17 protein-coding genes are annotated in these 25,273 nt (G+C 53.8%); 8 read left to right on the forward strand and 9 right to left on the reverse strand.

All coding sequences use genetic code 11. The annotated features are described in order from the left end of the window. The first annotated feature begins 56 nt into the window (after nucleotides 1–56). A complete protein-coding gene (locus BMW93_RS06190; RefSeq protein WP_218147667.1) occupies nucleotides 57–1,886 on the forward strand; it encodes a thiamine pyrophosphate-dependent enzyme in 1,830 nt (609 codons plus the stop codon). Between the two features lie 3 nt (nucleotides 1,887–1,889). Beyond that, on the forward strand, nucleotides 1,890–2,399 hold the full coding sequence (locus tag BMW93_RS06195) for an MEKHLA domain-containing protein (protein ID WP_090374322.1): 510 nt from the start codon (nucleotides 1,890–1,892) through the stop codon (nucleotides 2,397–2,399). 3 nt (nucleotides 2,400–2,402) lie between these two features. Here the strand turns inward: BMW93_RS06195 and BMW93_RS06200 are convergent, their stop codons facing one another. The 5 genes from BMW93_RS06200 to BMW93_RS06220 all read right to left on the reverse strand — a co-directional run bounded on the left by BMW93_RS06200 (nucleotide 2,403) and on the right by BMW93_RS06220 (nucleotide 8,884). After that, complete coding sequence (locus tag BMW93_RS06200) at nucleotides 2,403–3,077, reverse strand: phosphatase PAP2 family protein (protein ID WP_090374520.1); 675 nt, start codon at nucleotides 3,075–3,077, stop codon at nucleotides 2,403–2,405. Between the two features lie 10 nt (nucleotides 3,078–3,087). Next, nucleotides 3,088–5,526: an outer membrane beta-barrel family protein gene (locus tag BMW93_RS06205; protein ID WP_090374323.1), complete on the reverse strand. Its 2,439-nt coding sequence runs from the start codon at nucleotides 5,524–5,526 to the stop codon at nucleotides 3,088–3,090. Nucleotides 5,527–5,589: 63 nt separating this feature from the next. After that, nucleotides 5,590–6,870, reverse strand: coding sequence for a HAMP domain-containing sensor histidine kinase (locus tag BMW93_RS06210; RefSeq protein WP_090374324.1), 1,281 nt, complete (start codon nucleotides 6,868–6,870; stop codon nucleotides 5,590–5,592). After that, on the reverse strand, nucleotides 6,858–7,532 hold the full coding sequence (locus BMW93_RS06215; RefSeq protein ID WP_090374325.1) for a response regulator transcription factor: 675 nt from the start codon (nucleotides 7,530–7,532) through the stop codon (nucleotides 6,858–6,860). Before BMW93_RS06215 ends, BMW93_RS06210 begins: the two co-directional genes overlap by 13 nt. A gap of 146 nt (nucleotides 7,533–7,678) precedes the next feature. Beyond that, nucleotides 7,679–8,884, reverse strand: a complete 1,206-nt coding sequence (locus BMW93_RS06220; protein WP_090374326.1) for a PQQ-dependent sugar dehydrogenase — start codon at nucleotides 8,882–8,884, stop codon at nucleotides 7,679–7,681. 179 nt (nucleotides 8,885–9,063) lie between these two features. On the opposite strand from BMW93_RS06220, the gene BMW93_RS06225 reads away from it, so the two are divergent. Both BMW93_RS06225 and BMW93_RS06230 read left to right on the forward strand, forming a co-directional pair. Continuing rightward, entirely contained in the window at nucleotides 9,064–9,636 is a 573-nt protein-coding gene (locus BMW93_RS06225) for a Crp/Fnr family transcriptional regulator (RefSeq protein WP_090374327.1), read from the forward strand. Nucleotides 9,637–9,703: 67 nt separating this feature from the next. Beyond that, a complete protein-coding gene (locus BMW93_RS06230; RefSeq protein WP_090374328.1) occupies nucleotides 9,704–10,153 on the forward strand; it encodes a carboxymuconolactone decarboxylase family protein in 450 nt (149 codons plus the stop codon). A 52-nt stretch (nucleotides 10,154–10,205) separates the two neighbouring features. Here BMW93_RS06230 and BMW93_RS06235 read toward each other — a convergent pair whose 3' ends face one another. Next, complete coding sequence (locus BMW93_RS06235; RefSeq protein ID WP_090374329.1) at nucleotides 10,206–10,694, reverse strand: energy transducer TonB; 489 nt, start codon at nucleotides 10,692–10,694, stop codon at nucleotides 10,206–10,208. A 61-nt stretch (nucleotides 10,695–10,755) separates the two neighbouring features. Here BMW93_RS06235 and BMW93_RS06240 point away from each other — a divergent pair, with 61 nt between their 5' ends. From BMW93_RS06240 to BMW93_RS06250, 3 genes are read left to right on the forward strand one after another with little or no spacing between them, the layout of a single operon-like run. Then, complete coding sequence (locus tag BMW93_RS06240; RefSeq protein ID WP_090374330.1) at nucleotides 10,756–11,484, forward strand: hypothetical protein; 729 nt, start codon at nucleotides 10,756–10,758, stop codon at nucleotides 11,482–11,484. 1 nt (nucleotide 11,485) lies between these two features. Then, nucleotides 11,486–11,857, forward strand: a complete 372-nt coding sequence (locus tag BMW93_RS06245) for a VOC family protein (RefSeq protein WP_143061608.1) — start codon at nucleotides 11,486–11,488, stop codon at nucleotides 11,855–11,857. Between the two features lie 30 nt (nucleotides 11,858–11,887). Continuing rightward, nucleotides 11,888–12,283: a DUF1801 domain-containing protein gene (locus BMW93_RS06250; RefSeq protein ID WP_090374332.1), complete on the forward strand. Its 396-nt coding sequence runs from the start codon at nucleotides 11,888–11,890 to the stop codon at nucleotides 12,281–12,283. A 70-nt stretch (nucleotides 12,284–12,353) separates the two neighbouring features. Here the strand turns inward: BMW93_RS06250 and BMW93_RS06255 are convergent, their stop codons facing one another. The 3 genes from BMW93_RS06255 to BMW93_RS06265 all read right to left on the reverse strand — a co-directional run bounded on the left by BMW93_RS06255 (nucleotide 12,354) and on the right by BMW93_RS06265 (nucleotide 20,907). Continuing rightward, a complete protein-coding gene (locus BMW93_RS06255) occupies nucleotides 12,354–15,623 on the reverse strand; it encodes a polysaccharide lyase family 8 super-sandwich domain-containing protein (RefSeq protein WP_090374333.1) in 3,270 nt (1,089 codons plus the stop codon). Between the two features lie 90 nt (nucleotides 15,624–15,713). Continuing rightward, nucleotides 15,714–17,507: a RagB/SusD family nutrient uptake outer membrane protein gene (locus BMW93_RS06260; protein ID WP_090374334.1), complete on the reverse strand. Its 1,794-nt coding sequence runs from the start codon at nucleotides 17,505–17,507 to the stop codon at nucleotides 15,714–15,716. Nucleotides 17,508–17,523: 16 nt separating this feature from the next. Next, the gene (locus tag BMW93_RS06265; protein WP_090374521.1) at nucleotides 17,524–20,907 is read right to left on the reverse strand and encodes a TonB-dependent receptor; all 3,384 of its coding nucleotides are present in this window, start codon (nucleotides 20,905–20,907) and stop codon (nucleotides 17,524–17,526) included. A gap of 228 nt (nucleotides 20,908–21,135) precedes the next feature. Here BMW93_RS06265 and BMW93_RS06270 point away from each other — a divergent pair, with 228 nt between their 5' ends. Then, on the forward strand, nucleotides 21,136–25,179 hold the full coding sequence (locus BMW93_RS06270) for a hybrid sensor histidine kinase/response regulator transcription factor (RefSeq protein WP_177194025.1): 4,044 nt from the start codon (nucleotides 21,136–21,138) through the stop codon (nucleotides 25,177–25,179). Nucleotides 25,180–25,273 lie beyond the last annotated feature (94 nt).

The following is a 25,273-nucleotide window of genomic DNA, read 5'->3' on the forward strand; positions in this document are numbered from 1 at the left end:
TTCTAATACAATATAGCAGATAATTTGACAATTTGATATTCAAACTATTTCTACTTTTGCCTACATCAATCCCGGCCGGGCATTTACTTGTTTCAACATTTTTACTCAACGAACACATCGTCATGCACATCGAAGCGAGCGAATCCGCGTCCTTTATCAACGTATTGGAAGAGCAATCCGGTCTGGACAGTTACCAGACCATCATTCACACATTGCATAACTGGGGCATCCGCTTGTACGCGGGCGTCAACGGGGGAGGGGTGATCCATTTGCTCAAATACCTGGACCCGCTCGGCGAGGACACAATCGAAACACCCTCATTCCTGACCATCGGAGAATATACGGCGGGGTTTATTCCCTTGGGTTACTACCTCGGCAGCGGAAGGGTTGCTGCTTCCGTGGCCACCACCGGCGCGGCTACCAAGCTCATATGCTGCGGGTTAAGCGACGCCAAGCTGCACGATATTCCGGCCGTATATATAGTACCGGTCTCGAATGGCAGCACGGCGGGCTTTTCGCCGCTGCAAGACACCACAGTTTACGGCAGCAACATCGTAGCGCAACTGCGCGCGGAGCTGCCCGATTCCGTTTTTGTACTGGATAACCCCATCGCATTGCATGACCAACTTGCGCGAGCAAAAGGGCAGCTCGACCGCTCGAAACCCGTGGTACTGGTGCTGGATAATGAAGGACTCAGCATTTCACCGATCGGATCGAATTTTACGGCGTCCTTGCCCGAAATCCCCATGCGGGAAGACCATTCGACGGACGATTTCCTGGCCGCATTCCGGACGGAGACCGACGGAAAACGCGTAGTGCTATTCGTCGGCGAAGAAATGGCGCGTTACCCCGGAGCGCATGACCTGACTACCCGGCTCAGTGAAGCGCTTCAAGCCGGCACGATATGGAGCATTAACGGGGCGAATGCGGTGAGCCGCCACAATCCTTATGGCTATGGGTATATTTCCTTCGGAGGCAACGACCGGGCGATGTCGTTGTATAATTCGCTGGGAGAGAATGATATATTACTGGTCGTAGGCGCATGTCCTGACGAGTACACGGTCAATTTCAAGAAGATTTCGGCATCCGCTACTTTTCATTTCAGTAACATTCCCGAGGCTTACGGACTGGTAGATAATAGCTTGCGGCACGTCGTGGAAGGCGGTTATTACCTCATGAATGCCCCGCTGGATGTGTCGTTGCAAGCATTGGTCGACGCTGCCGCAGAGCGCCCGTTTGACAATATACCGATGGAAAAGGCGCCTTCGTATTTGAACGATCTCCCCTTTGACAATGCCAGTGCCCGTTATGCGGATATGGCGGCGCTCTACCAGCGTCTCGACCGGTGGTGGCCGGCGCATTCCATCGGCATCGACGATACTTGCCTGGCTTATAAAGACCGCCAATACATAACTCAGCGGCCCAACAACAACATCCGCTTTTACTCGCTTTACCGCGGATCGGCCATGGGCGGGGCTTTCGGCGTGGCCATCGGCGCCAAACTGGCCGAGCCCGGCCGCCAGGTGTTTTTGTTTACCGGTGATGGCTGCTTCCGGCTATTTTCGGGCTCTTTGGGGGAGGTAAGTAATCTCGGATTGGTGGTTTTCCTGCTTAATAATGAGACATTCGGCATTGTAGAGCAGGGTTTGAGGAAGGTTTTGCCGGATGTAGGCACGGCCTGGTACCATTCGCGGCTCGAAGCCGTCGATTACTGCGGTATCGCCAAGGCCAACAGCTGGGATGCCGTGCGGTTGGCACCCGACCTCGGTAATCTCGATGACATTCTTGGCAAAGTAGATCGCGGACTTTCCCGTTCTTTGCTGATTGAAGTCCCGGTAGATCCCAATCAGGTACTGGGCAAGAATCCACGTCTTAAAAATTTATAAAGAATGACCCCTGCACAAAACGACGCATTGATCCGGCAGATCAACGAGAGCTTTCACCGGCTATCCGGCCAACCGCTATATGCTCCCGGAGCGGCGGCTCCCGGAGCAGCGGCTCGCGAAGCCCCGGATGTTCATCAATGGCTCCACGAGGAAGCGCCGTACGCTATCCTGGCACATAACACCGACGCCGACCCACGCTTTATATATGCCAATGCACAGGCGCTGGCCTCATTCAAATATTCGCAGGAAGAGATACTTGCCGTACCTTCGAGGCTCAGTGCCTCGCAGCAGGACCGGCCCGAACGACAGCGAATGCTGGAAATCGTGCTGCGGGATGGTATTGTTTACAACTATTCGGGTCCCCGGGTCGATAAATACGGGAACAGCTTTATGATTTACGACGGAATAGTGTGGCAGTTGCGCGACGCCGACGGACAGGTTTTCGGCCAGGCCGCGCTCTTCTGGCCGGACGAGGTGAAACGCCCCGACTGGTTCCGCCCGGTACGGCATTAGTTGTCAATATACCGGCTGCAACTTTTCATGAGGCTTTCCCCATTTGTAACGATGTGTCCAGTAAGCCACTTTCATCGATAAATACCCGATCCCGGCGCCTACCAGCACATCGCTGATGTAGTGCCGGTTGTTGGCCACACGCAGCAGGCCTACGGACGACGCTACCGTGTACGATGCATAAGGCATCCACGGATAGCGGTCCTTGTATTCTTCATTCAGAAATGTGGCTGCGGCGAATGCCTGGGTGGTATGGCCGGATGGAAACGAGTTGTAAGAACTTCCGTCCGGCCGCAGGGTATGGGTGGCCGATTTCAGGATGGTGGCGGTGGTAAGGGCCATGGCTTCGCCTTTGACGAGGATCGCGGTGCGGTTTAGCACGTCGGTTTTGGATTTGATACCAAATGCATCGAGGCCATAAGCGACTACCAGCGGCGAAAACTGCATGTAATCGTCGATGCGTGTCCGGAAACGGGGGATATGCCGGTTTCTGCTTTCGGCGAGCTCGTTTTTAAGGGATTCTTCCGAATGGCCGTTGGCCAGCAGGCCTGCGGTTATCAGGGAAGCGGGGACGTAAAACCGCTGCAAGGTGAATGGCTTGCGGGCGGGCAGGCTATCCGCAGGGGTATCCGCGTATGCAAAGGTTGAACCGGAAATAAGGAGGATGATGAGAAGGCGCATGGTCATTGATTTAGAATTTGAAACTGTAACCGGCCCGGACCAGCTGGGTCTCGTAATAGTCGCGGCTGTTGTAATGGAAGCCGTCACCATACACGTTTTTGCGGATGACCAGGGTTCCGAAAAGGTCTGTGGCATTGATGAAAATTTCGCCTTTGGGTAATTGGCGTTTGGCGCCGGCGTCTACTGAGAAGCGGTAGCCTGTACGGCCTTGCGGGACGATGTCGGGTGCCTGGTAAATGGCGACAACCTGTACCTCCGTTTTTTTGCTTTTCAGAACGGCGCTTACTTTTGCACTACCTGAGGTAAGGGTCTGTTTGGTGGCACTGTAAATGGATTTTACAGGGTACAGGTTCTCGACAGAGAATGCATTGACCGTATTTTTATAAATATTCCCATTCACATTGACCGAAAACCACGACGTGATGTCCTGCTGCCAAACGAGCTCTCCACCGGCATTGTAGCTCTTGCCGGCATTCTGGAAAATGTTGTAGATCAATGTGCTGCCGGGGACGATGGTGCCGATTCGCGTAATCGTTCCGTTGATCTGTTTGTGATATAATGCGGCATAGAGCGAGCCGTTGTTCCAGCTGGATTTGTAGCCGGCTTCCCAGGAACTGGTAAACTGCGGTTTGAGGGCGGGGTTACCGATTTTGATGATCTCCGCATCGTCATATTTGGGGAAAATGCGGATATCCACCTCGTTCGGCCGATCGACGCGCCGGTTGTAAAAGAGCGAAACCTTGTTGCGATCGTCCATTTTATAGGCAAGGCGGACGTTCGGGAATGGTTTTGCGTAGGTGTAGCCGTCGCTGTGGTAGGTAGGGTGGGTCGGATTGACCTCGTAACGAAGGTTGACATACTCGACGCGCAAGCCGGCTTCCACCTCGAAATTCCTGCTTTCAAAGACATAATTCCCATACACCGCCGGGATCGTCTCCCGGTAATCGGCCCATCCGCCTGCCAGGCTGTCGATAGGAGAATTCGGGCCCGGCGTGGCGACGCCCGGCGTGGCGACGCCCGGAAAAAACTGCATATTCGTCGGGATGAAGCGCCTGCGCAGCTTCAAGCCACCTTCGAGCCGCCCGTACCGCAGCGGACGGATATAGTCGGCATTGAAATCGAATACATTTTCATCCGAAAGCAGTTTAAATGCATCCTTGCCCGCGAAATCGGGCAGGATGTTGGTGAAAAAATACTGCTCGTTTTCGCGGTGGAAAGTGTAGTTCACCCCAATATTGAGCAAATGCCCGGGCTGCGCATATTTGTGCTGGTACGACGCGCTGGCGGTCACGGTGGTTTTCAGCTCGTCTTCCAGAAATTGCCACAGTCGGCTGCGTTGGGTTAAACGCGCATTGAAAAAAGGCTCGTCGCCACGGTCGAGGATCTTCTCGCTGCTGAACAGGGCCGAGACCGACAATGCATTACGTTCGTCGAAAGTCCAGTCGGCGCCGGTTTTGGCGGTGACTACATTAGTACTGCGGTTGCGCTTGGTTTGTTGCCGCACGGTATCCCCGGTGTCGTAGTACCGGTCCACGAACTCGTTCTTGTTGAGCGTCGGCGTGTGCAGGTAATCGCCCTGGAAAAATACATTCACCTTCCTCTTTTTATAATTCAAGGCCAGCGACGGATTGAGTTTGAGGGTATTCCGGTACTGCGGGCGGATATCGGGCAGGTTTTCTTTCCGCACCCACAACGCGCCCAGCCCCGCGGCCATGCCTATTTTCCCGTTGAAGCCCTCCTGCTTTTCTTTTTTATAAATAATATTGATGATCCCCGCATTGCCGTTCGCATCGTAGCGGGCCGAAGGGTTGTTAATGATTTCGATCCGTTCGATTGCCGATGCCGGGATGTTATCCAGGCTCGTCTGATTGCCGAAGCCCGTGAGCGCCGTCTGGCGGCCGTCCACGAGGACCGCCACCTTGTCGCTGCCGCGCAGGAGTACCTTGCCGTCTTCTCCGGCCGTAACGCCCGGCAGGTTTTTCAACGCCTGCAAGACCGACCCGCCGCTCTGGCTCACGTTGCGGCCGATATGGAAAGTTTTCCGGTCAAGCTTATCGTCGATGCCGTCAGCCTGCCGGCCGGTGATGGTCAGTTCCTGCAAGTTTTTGGGATCGTCGGCCATCCGGAGCTCGCCCAGGTCGAGAAAAGGGCTCAGGGTACCTACGGTAACCGACTTTTGCAACGCCTTGTAACCCAGCAATACGCATTCCATGCGGTAGTGGCCGCTCCCGACGTCCGGCAAGCTGAACCGCCCAAGCTCGTTGGTGATGGTACCCGTTACAAACGCGCTGTCTTTTTCAGTTTTGAGAACAATATTGACAAACGGAAGCGCCTGCCCGCTTGCCACGGAAGTAACCTGACCGGAAAGCGTTACTTTACTTACCTGCGCCCGGAGCTGGGCGATCGTGAAGCAGAAGCAAAGACAGGTGAGGATTCTTTTGAAAGCCATTCAGATACTATTTTGGATGATCTGATGGCAAAATTGAAAACCGAATTGGAAGAAATTTCGAATTCAGAAGCGAACGGAAAACCGATGCATCCCGTCAGCGAAATGATAGCTAATCCGCCAGCCGTAACGGTCGCATATCTCGCGTGCGATCGCGAGGCCGAGCCCGCTGCCCGCGTGTTCGCCCGAGGCCAGCGCGAACCTTCGGAACAGGTTTTCGGCCTGCAATGCGGCCGTGCCGGAGTTAGAAACCATGAGCACGCCGCTATTTAATTGCACCAGTACTTCTCCACCCGCCGAAGTATAGCGCACCGCATTCACGAGCAGGTTGGTGAGCAGTATTTCAGTCAGTACCGGATTGGCGTCCGTGGCAAAAGGTTCGATGTTTTCGGCATAATGCAATGCATTGTTTTCAAAACGGTCGGTAAACTGCGCTGCAATGCCTGCGAGCATTTCATCGAGTGCTATCCGTTCTTTTTCCTCAAACTGCGAATGTTCGATGCGGGCCAGCAGAAGAAGGTTTTTGTTAATGCGCGAAACGCGGTTGATGGCCTGGTACACCTGCTCCACAATCTGCATTTGGCCCGCGTCAAGCGACTGGCTCTGCAAAAGCATATCGAGCCGTGATTTCACGATGGCCAAAGGCGTCTGCAATTCATGCGAGGCATTTTCCGTAAATTCCTTTTGCTGGCGGTAGGAAGCGAGGCTGCCCTGCATGAGGGTGTCCAGGCTTTTATTCAAATCCGCAAATTCGGTGACGTCTGATGCCGGTAAGGGTATGACTTTGCCCCTTTCCAGGCGAAAGGAATGCAGGTTTGCCAGCGTATCATAAAACGGTTGCCAAATGCGCAGGGCGGTTTTCCGGTTGAGGTAAATAAATCCGGCCAGCAGCAGCATAATGAAGAAAATCGTTACGGCGGCGATGGCCAGTATCGTCTCGTCGATCTCCTCCATATTCGTTTCGATGAGCAGACGGTACAGCTTTTCATGGACGCGGATGTCGGTCGTCAGGCAGCGGAACTGCTCCCGGTCGTTCATGAAACTGTCGAACCGGATAACGGTATAGAGGCTGTCGGGCCGGGGAGTGGTTGTTTCGTTAAATGAAAAACCGGGCTGGACTTTGTCGAGTACGGCGATCATATTATCCACGGCGGTATCGGGCAGCGTCAGGCGGGTAAGGCGCTTTTCGAGCTTTTCGCGGATGGCGTAGTGGTGCTTGTCCAGCTCGTTTTCCCAAATCCAGTCGATGATCAGGAAGTATACGGGAATGCTGATTATCAGCACTGTAAATGCGTAGATCACCAATGGGCGCAGGCTTCGGTCGAGCAGTTTTTTCATCCTTCCCATTTGTAGCCGGTTCCGTAAATGGTTTTCAGGTAATTGCCGTAGCCGGCCTCGCTCAGCTTCCTTTTCAGGTTTTTCACATGGGCGTACACGAAGTCGTGGTTGTCGAACATATCGGCAATATCCCCCGACAAATGCTCCGCCAATGCACTTTTGGCGATCACGCGGTTCTTGTTGCCGATAAAGAACAGCAGAAGATCGAGCTCCTTTTTGGTCAGTATCACGCCGGTACCATTAACGGTAACCGTTTTACTAAGCAGATCGACCTTTAATTCATTCTGCACAACATCATTATGATTGGCAAAACTCCTTCTTCGGATCACCGAGTAAATGCGTGCGGCCAGCTCGGGTAAATGAAAGGGTTTCGACAGGTAATCATCGGCTCCGGCGTGCAGGCCACGGACCTTGTTTTCATAATCGCCCTTTGCCGAGATAATGATCACCCCGTCCTGCTGACCCTGCTTTTTGAGCGTCTCCAGAATGTCCATCCCGTCGCCGCCAGGCAGCATGAGGTCGAGCAGGATGCAGTCGTACCGATAGAGCTCCACCTTTTCGCGCGCCTGCGCCCAGGTGCCAGCATACTCGCACAGGTAGTCCTGCGCCGCAAGGTATGCTCCGATGCTCTCCGCCAGGTCCGGTTCGTCTTCAATGATCAGGATCTTCATTCGGGCAATTTAATGTAACAATTTGGAATTCTTTTTGAAGAAATGTAGTGCTGCCTGCAAAACAAAATCACCCGCCGGACGGCAACGCTTGGGGCGATTGCCGGTCCGACGGGTGACGGGTCGAGGGCGGGTTAATGCCCGCGGAATTATTTTTTACCGATTTTATACAATCTTCCCTGGTCGGTTACAGCGTAGAGCGCACCGTCCTGGCCTTCGGTAATGTCGCGGAAGCGCTGGTTTTCGCCGGAAAGAAGTCTTTCTTCACCTACTACCTTGTTGTCTTTGAGCACAATACGGCAAACGTGCATGCCGCTGAGCGAAGAAATGAACAGGTTGTCTTTCCATTCGGGGATTTGCTTGCCGTCGTAGAAAGTGATGCCGCTTGGGGAAATAACAGGGTCATAATAGTATACCGGCTGCTCCATTCCTTCTTTTTGCTGGATCACGTCGCCGATCTGCTTGCCGCTGTATTCGATTCCGTACGTGATGGTTGGCCAGCCGTAGTTCTTGCCGGGCAGCACGCGGTTGATCTCGTCGCCGCCTCTCGGACCGAACTCCGTTTCCCACAGATCGCCGGTTACCGGATTGACAGCCAGCCCCTGAACGTTGCGGTGTCCGTAGGAATATAGTTCAGGACGGGCACCTTCTTTGCCTACGAACGGGTTTCCTTTGGCAGGTTTGCCGTCCGTGGTAATGCGGATCACTTTGCCCAGGCCCGAGTTGAGGTCCTGCGCTTGCGGACGGGTAACGAGGTCGGAACGCTCGCCGGTCGATACGAACAGGTTGCCGTCTTTCGCAAATTTCACGCGGCCGCCGTAGTGGAGCGTACCTTTATAGGCAGGTGTTGCCTGATAAATCACTTTCACATTTTCCAGCTTCGTAGCGTCGGCCGACAGTTTGCCTTTGGCTACGGCTGTAAGGTTTCCATCGGCAAGTGGTTCCGAAAATGCCCAGTAAACCATTCTGTTCTGCGCAAAAGCCGGGTCGAGGGTAACACCGAGCAAGCCACCCTGGCCGTCGCTATTCACTTTGGGCACGCCGTCGATGGGCTTTCCAACTTCACCGGTCGCCGATACGATACGCATCGTTCCGCCTTTTTCCGTCACGATAAACTTGCCGTCGGGCAGTACCGCTATTCCCCAGGGTCTTTCGAGCGAAGAGGTCAGTACTTTTCCTTCATACGGAGTCTTGGTCACGACCGAGCCGATGCGGGTCTGGCCTGCGAATGCGGACTTGTATTCGGAGTTGGGTTTTTTAGTCTCAACGGGGGCACCGGCCTGCTGTGCGATCGAAAGGGATGGCGCAAGGGCCAGGGATGCGCCGGCGACGAATGCTTGGATTGCAAATTTCATTTTATCAGGAAGTTTAGTCTTAAAGCCCTGAGTTGGGTACAGAGCCGTGCGAAGTTACTTATTTCAGCCACAACGAAATGCCAAAACCGCAAGAAAACCTTTGCAGCTTTGCTAAAAGTGAGTAAATAGGAGCATCCAAATGCGGTAATTTTGCCCGCGCACCCAATGCAAGCACACTTATGCAGCCACTGATTACCCACATTACCCGGCATTGTCCGATCATACCCGAAAAGCTCGAACAGATGGGCGATTTCTTCGAGGCCCGGAAATTTAAGAAAAAGGAAATGCTGCTCGAAGAGGGGCAGCGGTGCGGCGAGAAGTTTTTTATCGTAAAAGGCTGCGTGCATTTGTATTACCTGCGGAAGAACGGCGTGGAGCAAACCATCGATTTTGCATTGGAAAACTGGTGGACGAGCGATTTTATGGCCTTCCAGCAGGGCGGCACCGCGCAATTTTCCATCCGCGCCGTCGAGGCCACCGAAGTGCTTGCTATCTCAGCCACGCGGCAACGCGAGATGTTATCGACTATCCCGGAGCTTCACGAATACTTCCACGTCATGTTCCAGCGCGCGTACGCGGCCTCGCAAATGCGCATACGCAAGACGTACGAGCTCTCGAAGGAGGATTTGTACCAGGATTTCAGCCGGAATTATCCCGCATTTATGCAGCGGGTACCACAGTATTTGCTGGCTTCTTTCCTGGGTTTTACACCCGAATATTTGAGTGAAATCCGCAAGAAATCCCTTTCTTAAACCAGTTTAAGAACTTCCTGCGCATGGCTGGCGAATTTTGTCATACCAAAACAAAACAATGTCAATCATGTCAAAAGTCGTTAAACACCGCCTGGACGTCTGGAAAGAAGAACCTTCCTACTGGACCCACATGGCAGCCATCGAAAAAAGGATTTACGCTTCGTCCATTCCCCGCAAACTGATCGAACTGATCAAGATCCGCGCTTCGCAGATCAATAAATGCGCCTATTGTATCGACTACCACACCGCCGAAGCCCTGCAAATCGGAGAAACCGCCCGGAGGATATTCGCCGTCTCCGCCTGGAAAGAAAGCCCGCTATTCACCGAAAGCGAACGGGCTGTGCTGCAATTGACGGAGGAAATGACGCACATTTCCATCGACGGTGTGGCCGACGAGACGTATGAAAACGTGAAGGCTCATTTCACAACGGCGGAGATCGGGGATATTTTTATCTGTATTTCCCACATTAATTTCCTGAACCGCATTGGGGTTTCTACGAAAACCGTCGCGTTGTAGGATCGGATTTTAGCAAGAAGTTGCCGGAAGCGTGCGTGATGCGTGCTTCCGGCTATTCATTTGTGAAGAGGATCGGCAGGTTGTATTTCACCCTGACCGGTTTGCCCTGCTGTGTTCCGGGTATCCATTTGGGCATCGATTTCACCAATCGCACCGCTTCCGCATCGCATCCGAAGCCTATGCCTTTCAACACCATAACATCGCTGATCTCGCCCGTGACGCCTATCATAAAACTCAAAAATACCCTCCCGGAAACGTGGGCTTTCTTCGCGGCGGGCGGGGTGCGCATATTAGCCTTGATAAATCCGTACATTGCATTCGCGCCGCCGGGGTAGGAGGGCTGTTGTTCATACTCGGCGAAGACTTTTTCTTCCGACAAGCCAACGTTTTCAGGCGGGTTTCTGTACAGCAAATCCCGGAGGTGTACTTCCTGAGCGGCGGTGTCCACGGGCAACTGGCGTTTGCGCACCTGCGCGTGCGACGTCATACAGGCACATATTATGAGCGCCGGCAGAAGTGTGGTAAAACGTAATCTTTTCATGATTATATATAATTTACTTAAATATAATAAAAAGAATTCAGTAAACAACTAAGCCCCCTTCATGACCAAACTTTTTTATCGTTTTGCGATCTTTTTACTCGTGCTTTCGATGGTGCAGGATGCGTTCGTGAATGGTGTTGTTCAGTTAGCGGACGATCAGCACAATCCGCTCTATGCCCTTGTCCCGTTTCTCTTTGTACAATTAGTCACCCATACTTTGGGTAGCCTTCTGTTGTTGCTGTATTATCGTGAGAAGGACTTCCGGCTCTCGTACGCGGCCGGATGGCTGTGCGTGATGGTGACGTCAGCTGAGACGGGTATTATTTGGGAGCTTATGATGGGCGAAAATGTCGAAAACTGGTATTTTGTGTTTTACGGCGCAGTGCATATCGCTAACTTATTACTAGGTATAAGCCTTATTATTTCCGAAAGCCGCGAGCGCAAATGGTTAAAATGGGCCGGGATCTTGTTGATTACAATAGAAGCGCTGGCGATAATCATGTTGATATGGTACTGGGCTTTTGCAGATTTGCGGATGGACGTTTTGGATCGGCTTGGAATCTGGCTGCTTGGACCATTCATTGCGATAAACGGCCTTTTCGTCATGAATCTGATCGATGAGTTGCGGGGCGCCGGATACTGGCGATGCGCCAGCGCAACTTCCAGGGTGGCAGTGGTCTCGATCGGCCTGATACTGCTGGTTTTAACCGCATTTCTCGGTTTAAGTTTGTACATTTCAAGCACAACAAGTGCAACAACAACCGTAGTATCAAACCAAACAGCAGACTGATATGATCGTCCCACTATTCAAAGTCTCTAATATGGCCGACGCCATCCGGCATTACACCGAGGTGCTGGACTTCGTCATGACCGACCCGAACGATCATGCCGGTTCGCCGGTGGTGGATCTGGGACGTGATGGCGATAATTTGCAAATCACTACGGCGGAGAGCGAAAAGCTGTTTGGTTCGGTAGTTTATATTTGGGTGGATGATGTGGATGCCTTGTTCGCGAAATACCGGGGCCGTGGGCTGGATACGTCGCAGAAGGCAGGTTCGCCGGTGCATCAGGGCCCGGTGGATCAGACCTGGGGCAGGAGGGAGTTCTACGTCACGGATGCGGACGGGAACACGTTGCGATTTTGTCAGTACATTCAGGGTTAGGGTTTTATATCAATACTAAACTTCGTGCGAATGCCTTTGAACAAAGATGTTACCCGGTTTTTAGACGAGCTAGGTCATCCGCTACGACCGGAGATCGAAGCATTGCGTCAGATCATTCTGGACGCCAGCGCAATGCTGGAAGAAAATATCAAATGGAACGGGCCCAACTATTCGGTAGGGGCGGAGGACAGGATCACGGTGAAAATTCAGCCTCCGAAACAGATCCAGCTCGTTTTTCACCGCGGGGCAAAGGTGAAGGAACAACCGAAGGAAAGGCTCGTGGAGGATGCAACCGGCCTGCTGGTTTGGAAGGAAAACGACAGGGCGATCGCTTCTTTTAAGAATATGGAAGCGGTGGAAGCGGGGCGGGAGGCATTGTCGGCCATTGTGCGGGATTGGCTCGTGGCAACGGTAGAAATCGCGTAGCAAATGCGCTAGTTACGCCGACTGGTACAGATTTGCACCAGCCGGCGGGAAGAATAGCTTAACCGTTAACCTATTCAGAAACCACGAACCGGTAAGTCTGCACGGTTTGTCCCTTGCTTATCCTGACCAGGTAAGTGCCCGGCAAATAGCCGGTGAGGTCGAAAGTGGCTTTCGGATTATTTGAAACCTGCTTTGCTGCGAGTACGCGGCCATTCGCATGGATAATGGACAGCGAGGCATCGGCATTGTCGTCTCCTAGAAACACATCGAGATGGTCCGATGCCGGGTTAGGCCCGATCGTAAACAGTTTTTCTTTTGGTTTAAATGCAATTGAAATAATGGAAGAAATGGTGCTGGTGCCGTCCATATCGACTTGTTTCAGGCGGTAATAACGGTTCCCGTCGGCGGTTTCTTCATCCATTATTGAATACTTTTTCGTCACACGGGTTGTACCTGAACCCTCCACGCGCGCGACCGTGCGGAAGGTACGCGCATCCGCGCTGCGCTCGACTTCGAAATGGCTGTTGTTTTCTTCCGAAGCCGTTTCCCATGACAGCATGACCTTATTATTCACCGGATTTCCCTTAAAATAAACGAGCTCGACCGGGAGGTTAGCCGATTGGCTGCCGTAAATGAAGATTTGCGGCCGGTAGAGTGCATTGGCATTTTCACGCGCATTGAAACTCGCATCGGTTTTACTGATAACCGCGGCATCGGTCGTGGTCGGCTCCGAGACGATGTGCAGCGAAAGCATTTTGTCGGCGGCAAGGCGGGCGATGACGGCCGACGACACATTGAACCGGATCGTGGAGCCTGCGACGGTGCCGGTCATTTCTCCGAGGCGTGTGGTATGGGCCGGTTTGTTTGCCCAGGTAATGCCGGTTTCGGTCCAGCCGTTGTTTTCCACGAGGTACAATGCCCATTTGGTGCTGGTAATGGACGTATTCGCATTGTTCACCCGCAGTTGCAGGATCGCGCTGTCGGGGTTCGAAGTAACTGAGGTCAGGTTGAATTTGATAAATGCCTCGCGGTCGTACCCGGCGCTTTCTTTCTTCACTGTCAGCACGGCGTCGGTGCCGTAGTTGGTGGTGGCATAAGCTGCGGTGCTGCCGCTTCCGCCGCTGCGCACGAAGGCGTCGGCGACGGCGGTCAGGGTTGTCAGCGGTTCTGCGGGCTGCTGGTAATCGGGGCTGCTGGCGGTAATATGGGTTTCCACGGAACTTCCCGCGCCCGCGCCTGTGGGCAGGGTGATCGCCGCCGCTTTCATAGTAGCGAACTGGTTATTTTTAATACCCACATAAACCTGCTGCGCGCTCTGCGCCGGATCGGCGATATGCACCGTTACGTCGCTACTCGTCGTGTTTTTCAGCATCACCACACAGGCTTTGTCCACTTTGACAGTCACCTGGTCGGCCGTGAATTCACCAGGCTGGTAAAACACGATCTGCCAGATACCCAGCCCGTTGTGTCGCACTGCCTGGACTGTTGAAGTATTGGTTAATATACTGATGTCCGACGCATTGTAAGCCTGCATTTCACCCGCCGAGGTTTTGCCGGGAAGCACGAAATAGGCATAGGAAGCATTGTTAGGCGCTACACCATGTTTAAACCACAATTTGAAAACATCGGCGGATACCGACGCCGTGGAGCCGGTGGTGTTGATGGACGACCAGCTGCCCGTCTGACTTTGGTTACTCAGGGAAACGAGGCCCGCCTGCGGGAAATAGTAGCCTACATTGCCTTGCAACGCCCATTTCAGGTTACCGGCATAATCCCGCGAGCCATTGTTCAGCACGCTCACATTGTTGGAAGCGTCGGAAACCGTCACATCCGTTTTTAAAAGGCATTGGTTTACGGTGGTATTAATAGCCTGGGCAGCGGAAGAATTAATGCCCGCGCCGAGGCAAACGATCTCATTATCAAAGTAAAACCATGCCTTTTTAGCGGTAGTGCCGTAGTCGCTCATCGCGAATGCGCTTGCGCCGTAGGTGCCGTCGGAAACGCCGCCTACAAATGGTACCGTGCCGAAATTTACGCCCCAGGAGGTTCTGACCGGGTAAGTCGTGATCCCCGGTACGGTGGTGCCGGGAATCTTGTTCCATTCCCAAACCGGGAAGATATTGTAATACTCGTCGCCATTCACGGCAATGTAATTGGCGCCTTCGGTGAGGTAGTAGCCTTTAATATTCTCCCCATTACCCATCTCCGACTTCGCGTTGCGGTTGGAAATACTCCGCTGCCCGAACATGTAGCCGGGCCGGTGATGCACGGTATAATCCGTGCGCCAGTAATGCACGTGCTCGGGTGCCACATTGTAGGAAGGCGCCTGCAAACCGCGCATGCGCTGGATCGCATTGTCGTATTCCGTAGCGTGGGCGGGCAGGTCGAAGGCTTTCACTTTTTCGATGAGGGCTACATCGGCTTTGCCCGCATTGGCACGGCTCACACCGCGTCCGTACAGGTTATAGTCGGCATAGGCGCCGCGGGAAGGTTTTACAAAGCCTTTTCTTACAAAATCCGAGAATATCGCCAGCTTGTCGCTCGAAAATGCGTAGGAAGTACCGGCCACATACACCGCGATATTGCTGATGCCCGACACATACTCGCGCCCGTACCCGTACACATACAGTTGCGGGCCGTGCGCCGTGTACGAGTTGTCGATCTGGATACCTTCGCCGGTCGTCACAACGATGGAATTGGTTACCGCTGTAATCGCCTGGTTGAGCAGGGTCTGGTTTTCGGTGAGGCAGGCGCGCATAATGTAATGTTGGGCCACGTCCGTGAGGTTGGAACCGTCTTTCGCGGGTGAAACGGTAATGGAAACACCTTTCGTCATCCAGGCGAGCATCTGGTTTTCGAGGGTTTGTGAAATGCCGGCAGGTGATTTGCGGAGACAAATGAGGGTATTGCCAATGTCTTTGGGCGCGCTGATGGACAGGTAAAACCAGTTGGTACTGGTTGGCGCGGGGCTCAATGCGAGCCAGTAGTTCATCACGCCTTCGATCCTGGCTTTCAAATCGGCGTCGCCGTAGTAAATGCTGCCGGGTTTCGAATAGGCTTTGGCGAGCGTACCCATTCGGGCCAGGTGGTTGCCCGGTGCCCAGTCGGTCTGGGCGGTGGAGGCGTAATTGATGTCCGGCCAGGAAAAATCGGGTTGCAAAGTGCTGAGTAGGGAGGCTGTCTGCGTGTCCACGGTGGTGGCGCTCGTAGCCTGGAAATTGTCAAAAATACGGTCGGAAATGGTGGTGAAATCATTCTGGCCGTGCGCTTTGGAGCCCAGCAGTAACGCGATCATTCCCGCGAGGAAAAGCATTTGGGTAAAGGACTTACATTGTTTCATGAGTTGTTGAAATTAAATGGATAAGCCTGTTTTTTGACAAAATACAAAAGCGGAGTGCAGCAAAACCACACTCCGCTTTCGGGAATATACTCAATTCATCCAGCCGGGATTTTGCTGCAAATTGGCGTTCCGCTCGATTTCCGCCTGCGGGATCGGCCAGGTGTTCAGGAAGTCGCCCGACCATATGTAAGGCACTACTACCGTTCCCCAAACCTGTTTCACGCCGTTTCCGGCAGAAAACACGGTCTCTTTGAGCGTACCCCAGCGCAGCTCGTCGAAATAATCGATGCCTTCGTTCACAAACTCCACGCGGCGCTCGTTGCGGATGCGCTCGCGGAGGTCGGCCTGGCCTGTAACGGTGGTGGCTGCATTGGAGTTGAGTAATGCCACGCCTGCCCGCGCCCGGACTTCGTTCACGAGCGCCACGGCGTCCGCGGTATTGCCTTTTTCGTTCAATGCTTCGGCCCACATGAGCAGCACATCGGCATAGCGGATGATCGGGAAATCGGTAGGGCCGTAGGTACGGTTTTCGATCTCCACGCCCGGCGCGCCTTCGTACACGAACTTGCGGTGCAGGTAATAGAAGAGGTTACCGGTATCGGTGCGGAGGTCGGCGATCGTTAAACCATTCGCCACGCGGTACGGCCAGCGCGACACCGTGGGCGTAGTGCCGTTGTAGGGCGCGTAAGGTGTGATCACGTTCGCTTGTAGGCGCGGGTCGCGGTTTTCATAAGCCTTCAAAATCCGTTCTTCGTTGCCGGCAGGCAGGTAGAGGCTCATATCGAGGCCCTTGGCGGTCATCGCGGCGATTTCCGTCGCGGTAAGGTTGTTTCTCAGGAAATAAACCTCGCGTTTCTCAATGGGCATGGCATTATAGCCTGGGATAATGGCGTTCCAATTGAACTTGCTGCCGTCTTTGTTTTCATACAAATCCACGACATTCGGCGATATGAGGTAGGTATTCCAGCAAGAGCCCGTCGAAGAACGGGTACCGCAGAAGAATTGCGTGGTGGACCCGTAGCCGCTCACGCCCATATGCTGGATGGAGAAGATCATCTCGTCGCTCTGCTCGTTGGCCTGCTTGAAGAGCAGGCGATAGCTGTCGGCACCGCCGCCGGCAAACAATGCGTAGCCGGCAGCTTTCACTTTTTCGAAATCTGCGATGGCGAGGTCCCATTGTTTGGTATACATATATGCCTTTCCCCGCAATGCGTAAGCCGCGCCCTTTGTCACGTGGCCGAATGCGGCATTGCCTTTGGCATATTTGTCCGGCAATGCAGGCTCGTTGATGGCGTCGGTGAGGTCCTTCACGACCTGCTCCCACACTTTCGCCTCGGTTTCGCGGCCTTTGGTGATCTCTTCCAGCTGCACGGGTTCCAGGTAAACGGGGACCCCTTTGAAAAGCTGGTTCAATCTGAAATAATAGTAGGCGCGGAGAAACTTGCTTTCGGCCAGGTAACGGGCCTTTTTCTCAGGCGAGGAAGGTGACTTGTCGGTAATGTTCTTGATGGCGTCGTTGGCGCGGTGCACGCCTTCGTACAGCTCCGACCACATGCTGCTCACGTTGCTATTGCCCACGGTAGCGGTGCCGTTCATGAATGCGTCGCCATCGCGTTGCTGGCCGCTCATGCCCATGCGGTCGAAATGGTAGAGCTCGCGGCCGGAGGCGGCGCCGGTGTTGATGCCGAGCCGCAACCCGTTGTAGACGCCCGTCATGCCGAGGTCGGTGAGGTTGTCGGTCGTCCACATGTTGTTGGACGAAATGGAGCCGTAGGGGCTGGTATCGAGCAGGTCGGGCTCGCAGGCGCTCAATGCAAGCAGCGACAGCGCCGGAATGCCGATCCGGCAGACATTTCTTTTGAATATATGAATAGGGAATTTCATGATACTGATTTGAAAATTAAAGGGTTACATTCACGCCAAGCGAGTATTGCTTCATGGTAGGATAACCTACTCCGGCACCGATCTCGGGATCGAGGCCCGGGTATTTGGTGATGATCAACAGGTTTTCACCGGAAAGGAACAGTCTTGCGCGGCTGATTTTCAGTTTTTTAGTCCAAACATCGGGGATGGAATAGCCCAGTTGCAGGTTTTTCAGCTTGATGTACGAAGCGTCGTAGAGCCAGGTGGTGCTGGAAGTGGTATTAATGGCGTCGCCATTGTATTTGAGCCTTGGGAACGAGCCGTTGATGTTGTTGTTCGGGTCGGCAGGATTGGCGTCGTTGTAAAAGTAATGGTCGTCGGCCACGCGCAATGCAATACCGTTTCCGTCGCGCACGATGGAGTTGTTGTAGCCTTCGGCATTGTAATAATATTGCATTCCCGCCGAACCGGCCCAGATCATCGACAGGTCGAAACCTTTCCATGTCGCATCCATATTCAAACCGAATACATATTTCGGGTTCGAAGTCGTGCCGGTGAACTTCCGGTCGTAGCTGTTTCCGTAGTTGCCGTCGCCATTCAGGTCGGCGAAGATGAAGTCGCCGTAATAGAGCTGCGCTTTGCCGACGCTGTTTACAGGCGAGAACGAATAGCCTGCGGCCTTCATCGCGTTCACCCACGCGAGGTCGTCGGGCGTGCGGATCATACCGTCTTTGGGGCCTGCATTGATATCCGCATCGCCGCCTGCTTTGTAAGTACCGTTGCCGCGGTAGCGTTCGCGGAGGTAGTATTCGTTGATTGCGCGATCTTCCAGGATGCGGTTGTCGGTACCGGTCGAAACATCGCCCAGGTTGCTCACGTAGGTGCGGGTACCGTCGGCATTAGTCACCCATTGCTCGTTCAGTTTGCCCTTGTAGTTCGTCACGCGGTTGATGTTGTAAGCAAAATTTCCATTGATAGAATAGTTTACACCACCCACCTTATCGCGCCATCCGAGCGAAAACTCGATCCCGCGGTTGCGTACGGCGGCGGTATTCTGCGTGGGGGCCGAAACGGTTCCGGCAGTCAATGGAATGGGCGGGGTGGTGAGGATACCGTCGGTGTATTTATCGTACCATTCCAGTTCGAAGCTCGCGCGGTTGTTCCAGGCATTTCCGTCGAGGCCGATGTTAGTCACTGTGGTCGATTCCCATCTCAGGAACGGGTTGGCGATCTTGCCTTGCGCGAGGCCGGAGGCGATAGTACCATTGAACGAGTAGTTGACCTTCCCGTAATTGGCCTGGTAGTCGTAATCTCCGGACGCATTGTTCCCCAGCTTGCCCCAGGAGGCGCGCAGTTTCAGGTTCGGAATGTGGTTGCGGAGGCCGCCGAAGAAGTTTTCCTCCGAAATCCGCCAGCCTGCCGAGAAGGAAGGGAATGTACCCCAGCGCGTATCGGGCGAGAACCGGGAAGAGCCGTCGTAGCGGACGTTGGCTTCGAAAAGGTACTTCGAACGGAACGAGTAGTTGAGCCGCCCGAACCAGGAGCGCATGGCGCGATCGTATTCGGTGCCGGTGGTATTGGTCATGTCCGTAGCCGAGCCGAGGGTGGTAATGGTCCAGTCGATGAGGCCGGTTTTTGTGGCGTCGATATCGTAGTAGTTGTAGTAATACTGGTTGTACCCCGCCAGTGCCCCGATTTCGTGGTCTTTACCGATCGTCGTATTGTACCGCAGCACATTGTCGAAGGTAATCTGGTAGTTTTTGTTGTAGGTATAACGCGTGGTCATCGTGGTCGGGTCGTTGGTCTGGTTCACGTCGTCGGCCACATTATTGGCGAAATTCCAGCGCAGTACCGGAATGGCGTGCGAGTTGTATTCCGCAAACCGGATCTGGTAGTTCATTTTGGTCTCAAATTTCAAACCTTTGAGAATGTCGACATTGGCGAAAAGTGTCGTATTGAACCGCGATTCCGAATCCTTCCCGCCGGTTGTGTTCAGGTAGGCGAGAATTCCATTGGCGGTCTGGATTTCGTCGGCGGCGGCAGGGAGCCCGTAACGGCCGTCGTAATAGGGGACAATGCCGGGCACGGTCTGGCGGAGGAAGTTGAATGCATTCGCCGTGTTACCCATGTCTTTGGATTGGGTCTGGGCAAATGTCTGCGTGCCTACGGTTACCGCATTGCCGATCTTCGTCTGCACGTTGGCGCGGAGCTGGTAACGCTTCAGGCCGGTGTTCTGCATCACACCGGGGTTGTTCAGGTATCCTAGCGAGATATTGAATAGCGACTTTTCACTCCCGCCATTCACCGAGATATTATGATTTTGAACGACATTGTTTTCAAAAATCACCTTACCCCAGTCGGTGTTGGGGTAGGCCAGCCAGTTGGGCACGCCGTTCGCGTTGAGCTCGTCGGGGTGCTGTTTGGCATATTCCCAGGTCTGAATGGTCTGGTCGGAGTAAATGGGCACCGCGCGGCCGATGTTGGCGGCACCTTCATTGAAAAGGCGCATATGGCGCGGGTAGTCGGATACGAACTGCGGCAGGTTACTGGGGCTGGCCGTCGAGAATAACCCGCTGTATGACACGGTAGTCTTGTTTTTGGAACCCTTTTTCGTGGTGATCAGGATTACGCCGTTGGCTGCCTGCGAACCGTAAATGGCGGAGGACGCCGCATCTTTCAGGATCGAAATGCTCTCCACGTCGTTGGGGTTCACGGCATCCATGACGCCGATAATGCCGTCGATGAGCACCAGCGGGCTGTTGTCGTTGAGGGTACCGGTACCGCGGATGCGGATGGTAGCGCCGTCGTCGCCCGGCTTACCCGATCCCTGGCGTACGTACACGCCCTGGCCCAGGCCCGCGAGGGAGGAAGAAAGGTTCGTGACGGGGCGGCTTTCAATGCTTTTGGAGTCGATCGTGGCCACCGAGCCGGTCAGGTTTACCTTTTTCTGCTCGCCGTAGCCCACCACGACGAGTTCGTTGAGGTTACTGGCCAACGGCGCGAGGCTGATATTGAATTCCGTCTGGCTGCCGATCTCCTGTTCTCTGGATTCATAACCGACAAAACTGAACACCAGCGATTTGCCCGCGACGTCGGTGATTGTCAGTTTGAACCGGCCGTCGGCGTCGGTGACGGTTCCCTGCTGGGAGCCTTTCAGGATGACGCTTACTCCGGGAAGGCCTTCGCCTTTTTCGTCTGTTACTTTACCGCTCAGATCGGCTACCGCTTTTCGGGTAACGCCGGCCTGCGTTGGCACGGTGGCCTGCCGGGCGGCTACCGTAGCGATACAAGGTGCCGAAAGCAGTGAAAGCAAGGCCAGCGCGACACCTGCGCGCCTGCCCAATTGCGTGACATGCGGGCGCAGCCGTGTACGGGACTGCCGGGTAGGAGGGTTAATTTTAGTTTTGGTAGAATACTTCATCGTATTTCCCGGGATTTGAAGGTGGATTATTTTGCTTTGAAGAAAAATGTGTAAACAAAATTCCGTCAAAGCGGCCGTGAGACGGGGTGAAAATCCATTTGTAATAGGGGTGTTTTTCAGCGGAGGGATAATTTTATCGTATTTTAGTACCAAAAAACAGTGGGCGAAAATGTGCCTGGCAAGCGACAAATGATGAGGTTAAGGACGGTGCTCCTGTTGATAATAGTTTTGTGTTCCTCCGTAATGGTGTGGGGGCAGCGGCTGGCGGACCAGCGGCTGGACCGCCAGCGATTTATCTTCAACAAGCTGAATGCGGAAAATGGATTGTCGCAGAACTCGGTGCTGACCATCGTGCAGGACAGTACCGGATATATCTGGCTGGGGACAAGCTACGGGCTGAACCGCTTCGATGGCCGTAGCTTTAAAATCTACCAGAACGAGCCCTCCAACCCGGGTTCTCTGAGCGGGAACTACCTGCTTTCTTCCCTGAGCGATTCGAAAAATACATTATGGTTTGGAACGAGCCATGGCCTGAACCGCTATTTGCCGGAAACGGACTCGTTCGAATCTGTACTGGCGGGGAAGCCTGGGGAGGCAGGCAAGCTGAGCAGCAATACCGTGAATTGCATTTTCGAGGATAGCCGCGGGATGGTGTGGGTAGGAACGGGCCATGGCCTCAACCTGCTTACCGACCGGAGTAGTTTTCGTTTCAAACAGTATTTTGCCCAAAAAGGGAAACCCTCGCTGTCGGGCGATGATATACGTTACATTTTCGAAGACTCGCAACGGAGGCTTTGGGTGGCCACGGCGTCGGGGCTTACCTGCATGGAATTTGGGCGGAAAGGTATCCGTTTTGAAGTTTACACCGTGGCAAACGGGCTAAGCGACAATTTTGTTACCACCGTTGCCGAAGATCAACAGCATAACATCTGGATCGGGACGAAGAATGGCGGGCTGAATGTGTTGGACCATGCGACGGGGGCAATCGGGCATTATAAAAAAGGATCGGGTAGTAATGGGTTGATCCACAACAATATCCGCAAAATATTCGCAGATAAGTCCGGCAAGCTCTGGAGCGCGACGCTGGAAGGGCTCAGCATTCTGGACCCTGTTACGCGCGCCTTCACGACCTACCAGCATGAGCCCGAAAACCCGACGAGTCTCAGCCAGAATTCGTTATACGATATTTTTCAGGACGCCAGCGGCTCGGTGTGGCTCGGTACTTATTACAATGGCGTGAACATCGTGTATTCGCACGAAACGCCTTTCAGGGTGTACCAGGCCGGAAAATCGAAATACAGCATTAACCACAATGTCGTGAGTGCGGTGGTGAAGGACAAAACGGGTAACCTGTGGATCGGCACGGAAGGGGGCGGTTTCGATTACCTCGACGTACGTACCGGCGCCGTCCGGAATTTCAGGAGCGGATCGAGCGCGACACCCGGTATGGCATCGAACCTCGTGAAAGCGATTGTGCAGGACCGGAAGGGGGATTTATGGGTTGGTACGCACCTGGGCGGTTTGAATTATTACAATGCCGGACGGTTCCGTACATTCCGGAACAACCCGGGCAACCCGGCATCGCTCAGTTCCGACAATGTCAGCGCGGTTTTCGAAGACAGCCGTGGCAGGTTATGGGTCGGTACCGATCAGCAAGGCGTCGATTTACTCGATAAGCGGACCGGAACTTTCACGCATTTCAATGTGGGTACGAAGCCACCGTTCAAGCTGAGCGGCAATTTTACGCGGAATTTTTACGAAGATTCCCGGCGTAACCTGTGGATCGGGACGACAGAGGGACTGAATGTCCTCCGAAGCGATTCCGGCGGTATTGAATGGATCAAACCCCGTGACGAAACACAGGTGAAGCGGTTCCCGCGTATCATCAACTGCGTGCGGGAAGATGCCCGCGGAACCATCTGGATCGGCTCCTATTACGGCGGGCTCACGCGCTACGACCGCGCCAGCAATACGTTTATCAATTTCACCCGCAAAGACGGGCTCCCGAACGACAACGTGCTCGGCATTCTCGACGACGAGCGCGGTAACCTCTGGATCAGCACTTCCAACGGCCTGTCCCGGTTCGATACCGGCAAGCGCAGTTTCAAGAATTACACCGTAGCCGACGGCCTTCCGGGCAATGAATTCATTCCCAATACCCATTACAAAGATGCGTCGGGTGAAATGTTCTTCGGCGGGCTCAACGGGCTGGTCAGTTTTTGGCCTAATACCATCGAAACCAATGACTTTGCCGCACCGGTGGTGTTTACGGGATTGAAGTTGTTCAATAACCCCGTGCGTATCGGAGGGCCCGACGACCTCTTGCAAAAGGATATTAGTCTTACAAACGAGATCGTATTTACACACGCTCAGAACATTTTTACCATCGATTTTGCCTTGCTCAACTACATTAAGCCCGAAAAGAATGCGTACGCCTACCGGCTGGAAGGGTTTGAGAAGGATTGGAATTATGTCAAAACCTCGTCGGCTACCTACACCAACCTGCCGCCGGGGACCTACATTTTTGAGGTGAAAGGGGCTAATAACGACGGTATTTGGAGTAAATCGCCGGCCCGGATTACCATTTGTGTATTGCCGCCCCTCTGGAAAACCTGGTGGGCTTATTGCCTGTATGTGATCGCTGCGCTTGCGGCGGTGCTGTTTGTGACCCGGTATTTCTACATGACGGCGCTTTTCAAGCGGGAGCACGAGCTGCACCAGACCAAACTGAATTTTTTTACCAATGTATCCCACGAAATCCGCACGCACCTCACGCTCATACAGGGGCCCGTGGAGGGGCTCATGCTCGCACGCCCGTATGACGAGGACGTGCAATCGCACCTCTCGCTGGTGCGTAAGAATGCCGGTCGGCTGCTCCGGCTGGTGAGCGAGCTGATGGATTTTCGAAAGGCCGAGACCAACCACCTCGCGTTGCATGTGACGCCCAACGACTTGCTACCGTTCCTGCGCGGCGTGTTCCGCGATTTCAGTTACGTTTCCCAACGCCGGAACATCGAATCGGTATTCGAATGCGATGCCGGGGACATTCGGCTTTACTTCGACGCGGGACAAATGGAGAAGGTGATTTTCAACCTGCTCAGCAATGCCTACAAGTTTACACACGACGGCGGCAAGGTTTCCCTGAAAGTGTCGGAGCATGACGGCTTTGTGCAAATCCGGATAGAAGACGACGGCATCGGCATTGCGCCGCAGTACCTGGGCAAGTTGTTTGCCAATTTTTTCCAGATCTACGACCATGGCAAGCAGAATACCGGTTACGGCGTCGGGCTGGCGCTTTCAAAAAGCATTGTGGAACTTCACCAGGGGGAACTGACCGTGGAAAGCGCCGTGGAGCAACAGCACCGGAAGGGCAGGACCTGCTTCACGATCAAATTATTGAAGGGAAGCAAGCATTTCGCGGCGGAACAACTGGAAACGCCGGTAAGCCTTGCTGAGGAGGAGGGTTATCTGGCGGCAGAAACGGAGCTATTACCGGCGCCCGATCCGCTGGCGGGCGAGGATAGGCCCGTGGTGCTGCTCGTGGAAGACAATGAAGAAGTGCGGACGTTTATCGCAGGAGCGTTGGGCGACCGGTACCGCATTGTGCAGGCCGAAAACGGCGAACAAGGCTGGGGTATGGCTACGGAATGCATTCCCGAGCTGATCATTAGTGACGTGATGATGGCCGAAATGGACGGGCTTGCATTGTGTACGAAATTGAAAACGGATGAACGCACAAGCCACATCCCGGTGATCCTGCTCACTGCCAAAGTCTCTCTGAACCACCAGCTTAGCGGATTGAAAACCGGTGCGGACGCCTATATTTCCAAGCCGTTCAGCATTCAGTTATTGGAACTGAACGTGCGGAACCTGCTGGCATCCAGGAAGTTGATGCAGCAGAAATACAGCCGCCAGATCACCTTGCAGCCGCAGAATGTCGTGATCGAATCCGTGGACGAGCAATTCCTGGCGCGGATCGTCGCTATCACGGAAGAACTGATGGATAACCCTGACTTTGGCGTGCCGATGCTGGCCGAAAAGATCGGGATGAGCCAGTCGGTACTTTACAAGAAACTCAAAGCGGTAACGGATCTGTCGGTCAATGATTTCCTCAAATCGATCCGCCTCAAAAGGGCTGCGCAGCTTCTACGGCAGCAGAAAATGACTATTTATGAAGTCGCCTACGCGGTTGGCTACGACGACCGCAAGTATTTCAGCAAGGAATTCAAAAAGCAGTTTGGCAAAACACCGAGCGAGTATGCGGTAAGGTGATAACAGGCGGCCCTTCCCCCCAAGTGTAAACACGTGTTTTTCAAAACAGGTGTTTGTAGTCGTTTTTGAAGAATTATTTCTACGAACCTTTGTC

This window comes from Dyadobacter sp. SG02 (assembly GCF_900109045.1).
Lineage (GTDB): Bacteria > Bacteroidota > Bacteroidia > Cytophagales > Spirosomataceae > Dyadobacter.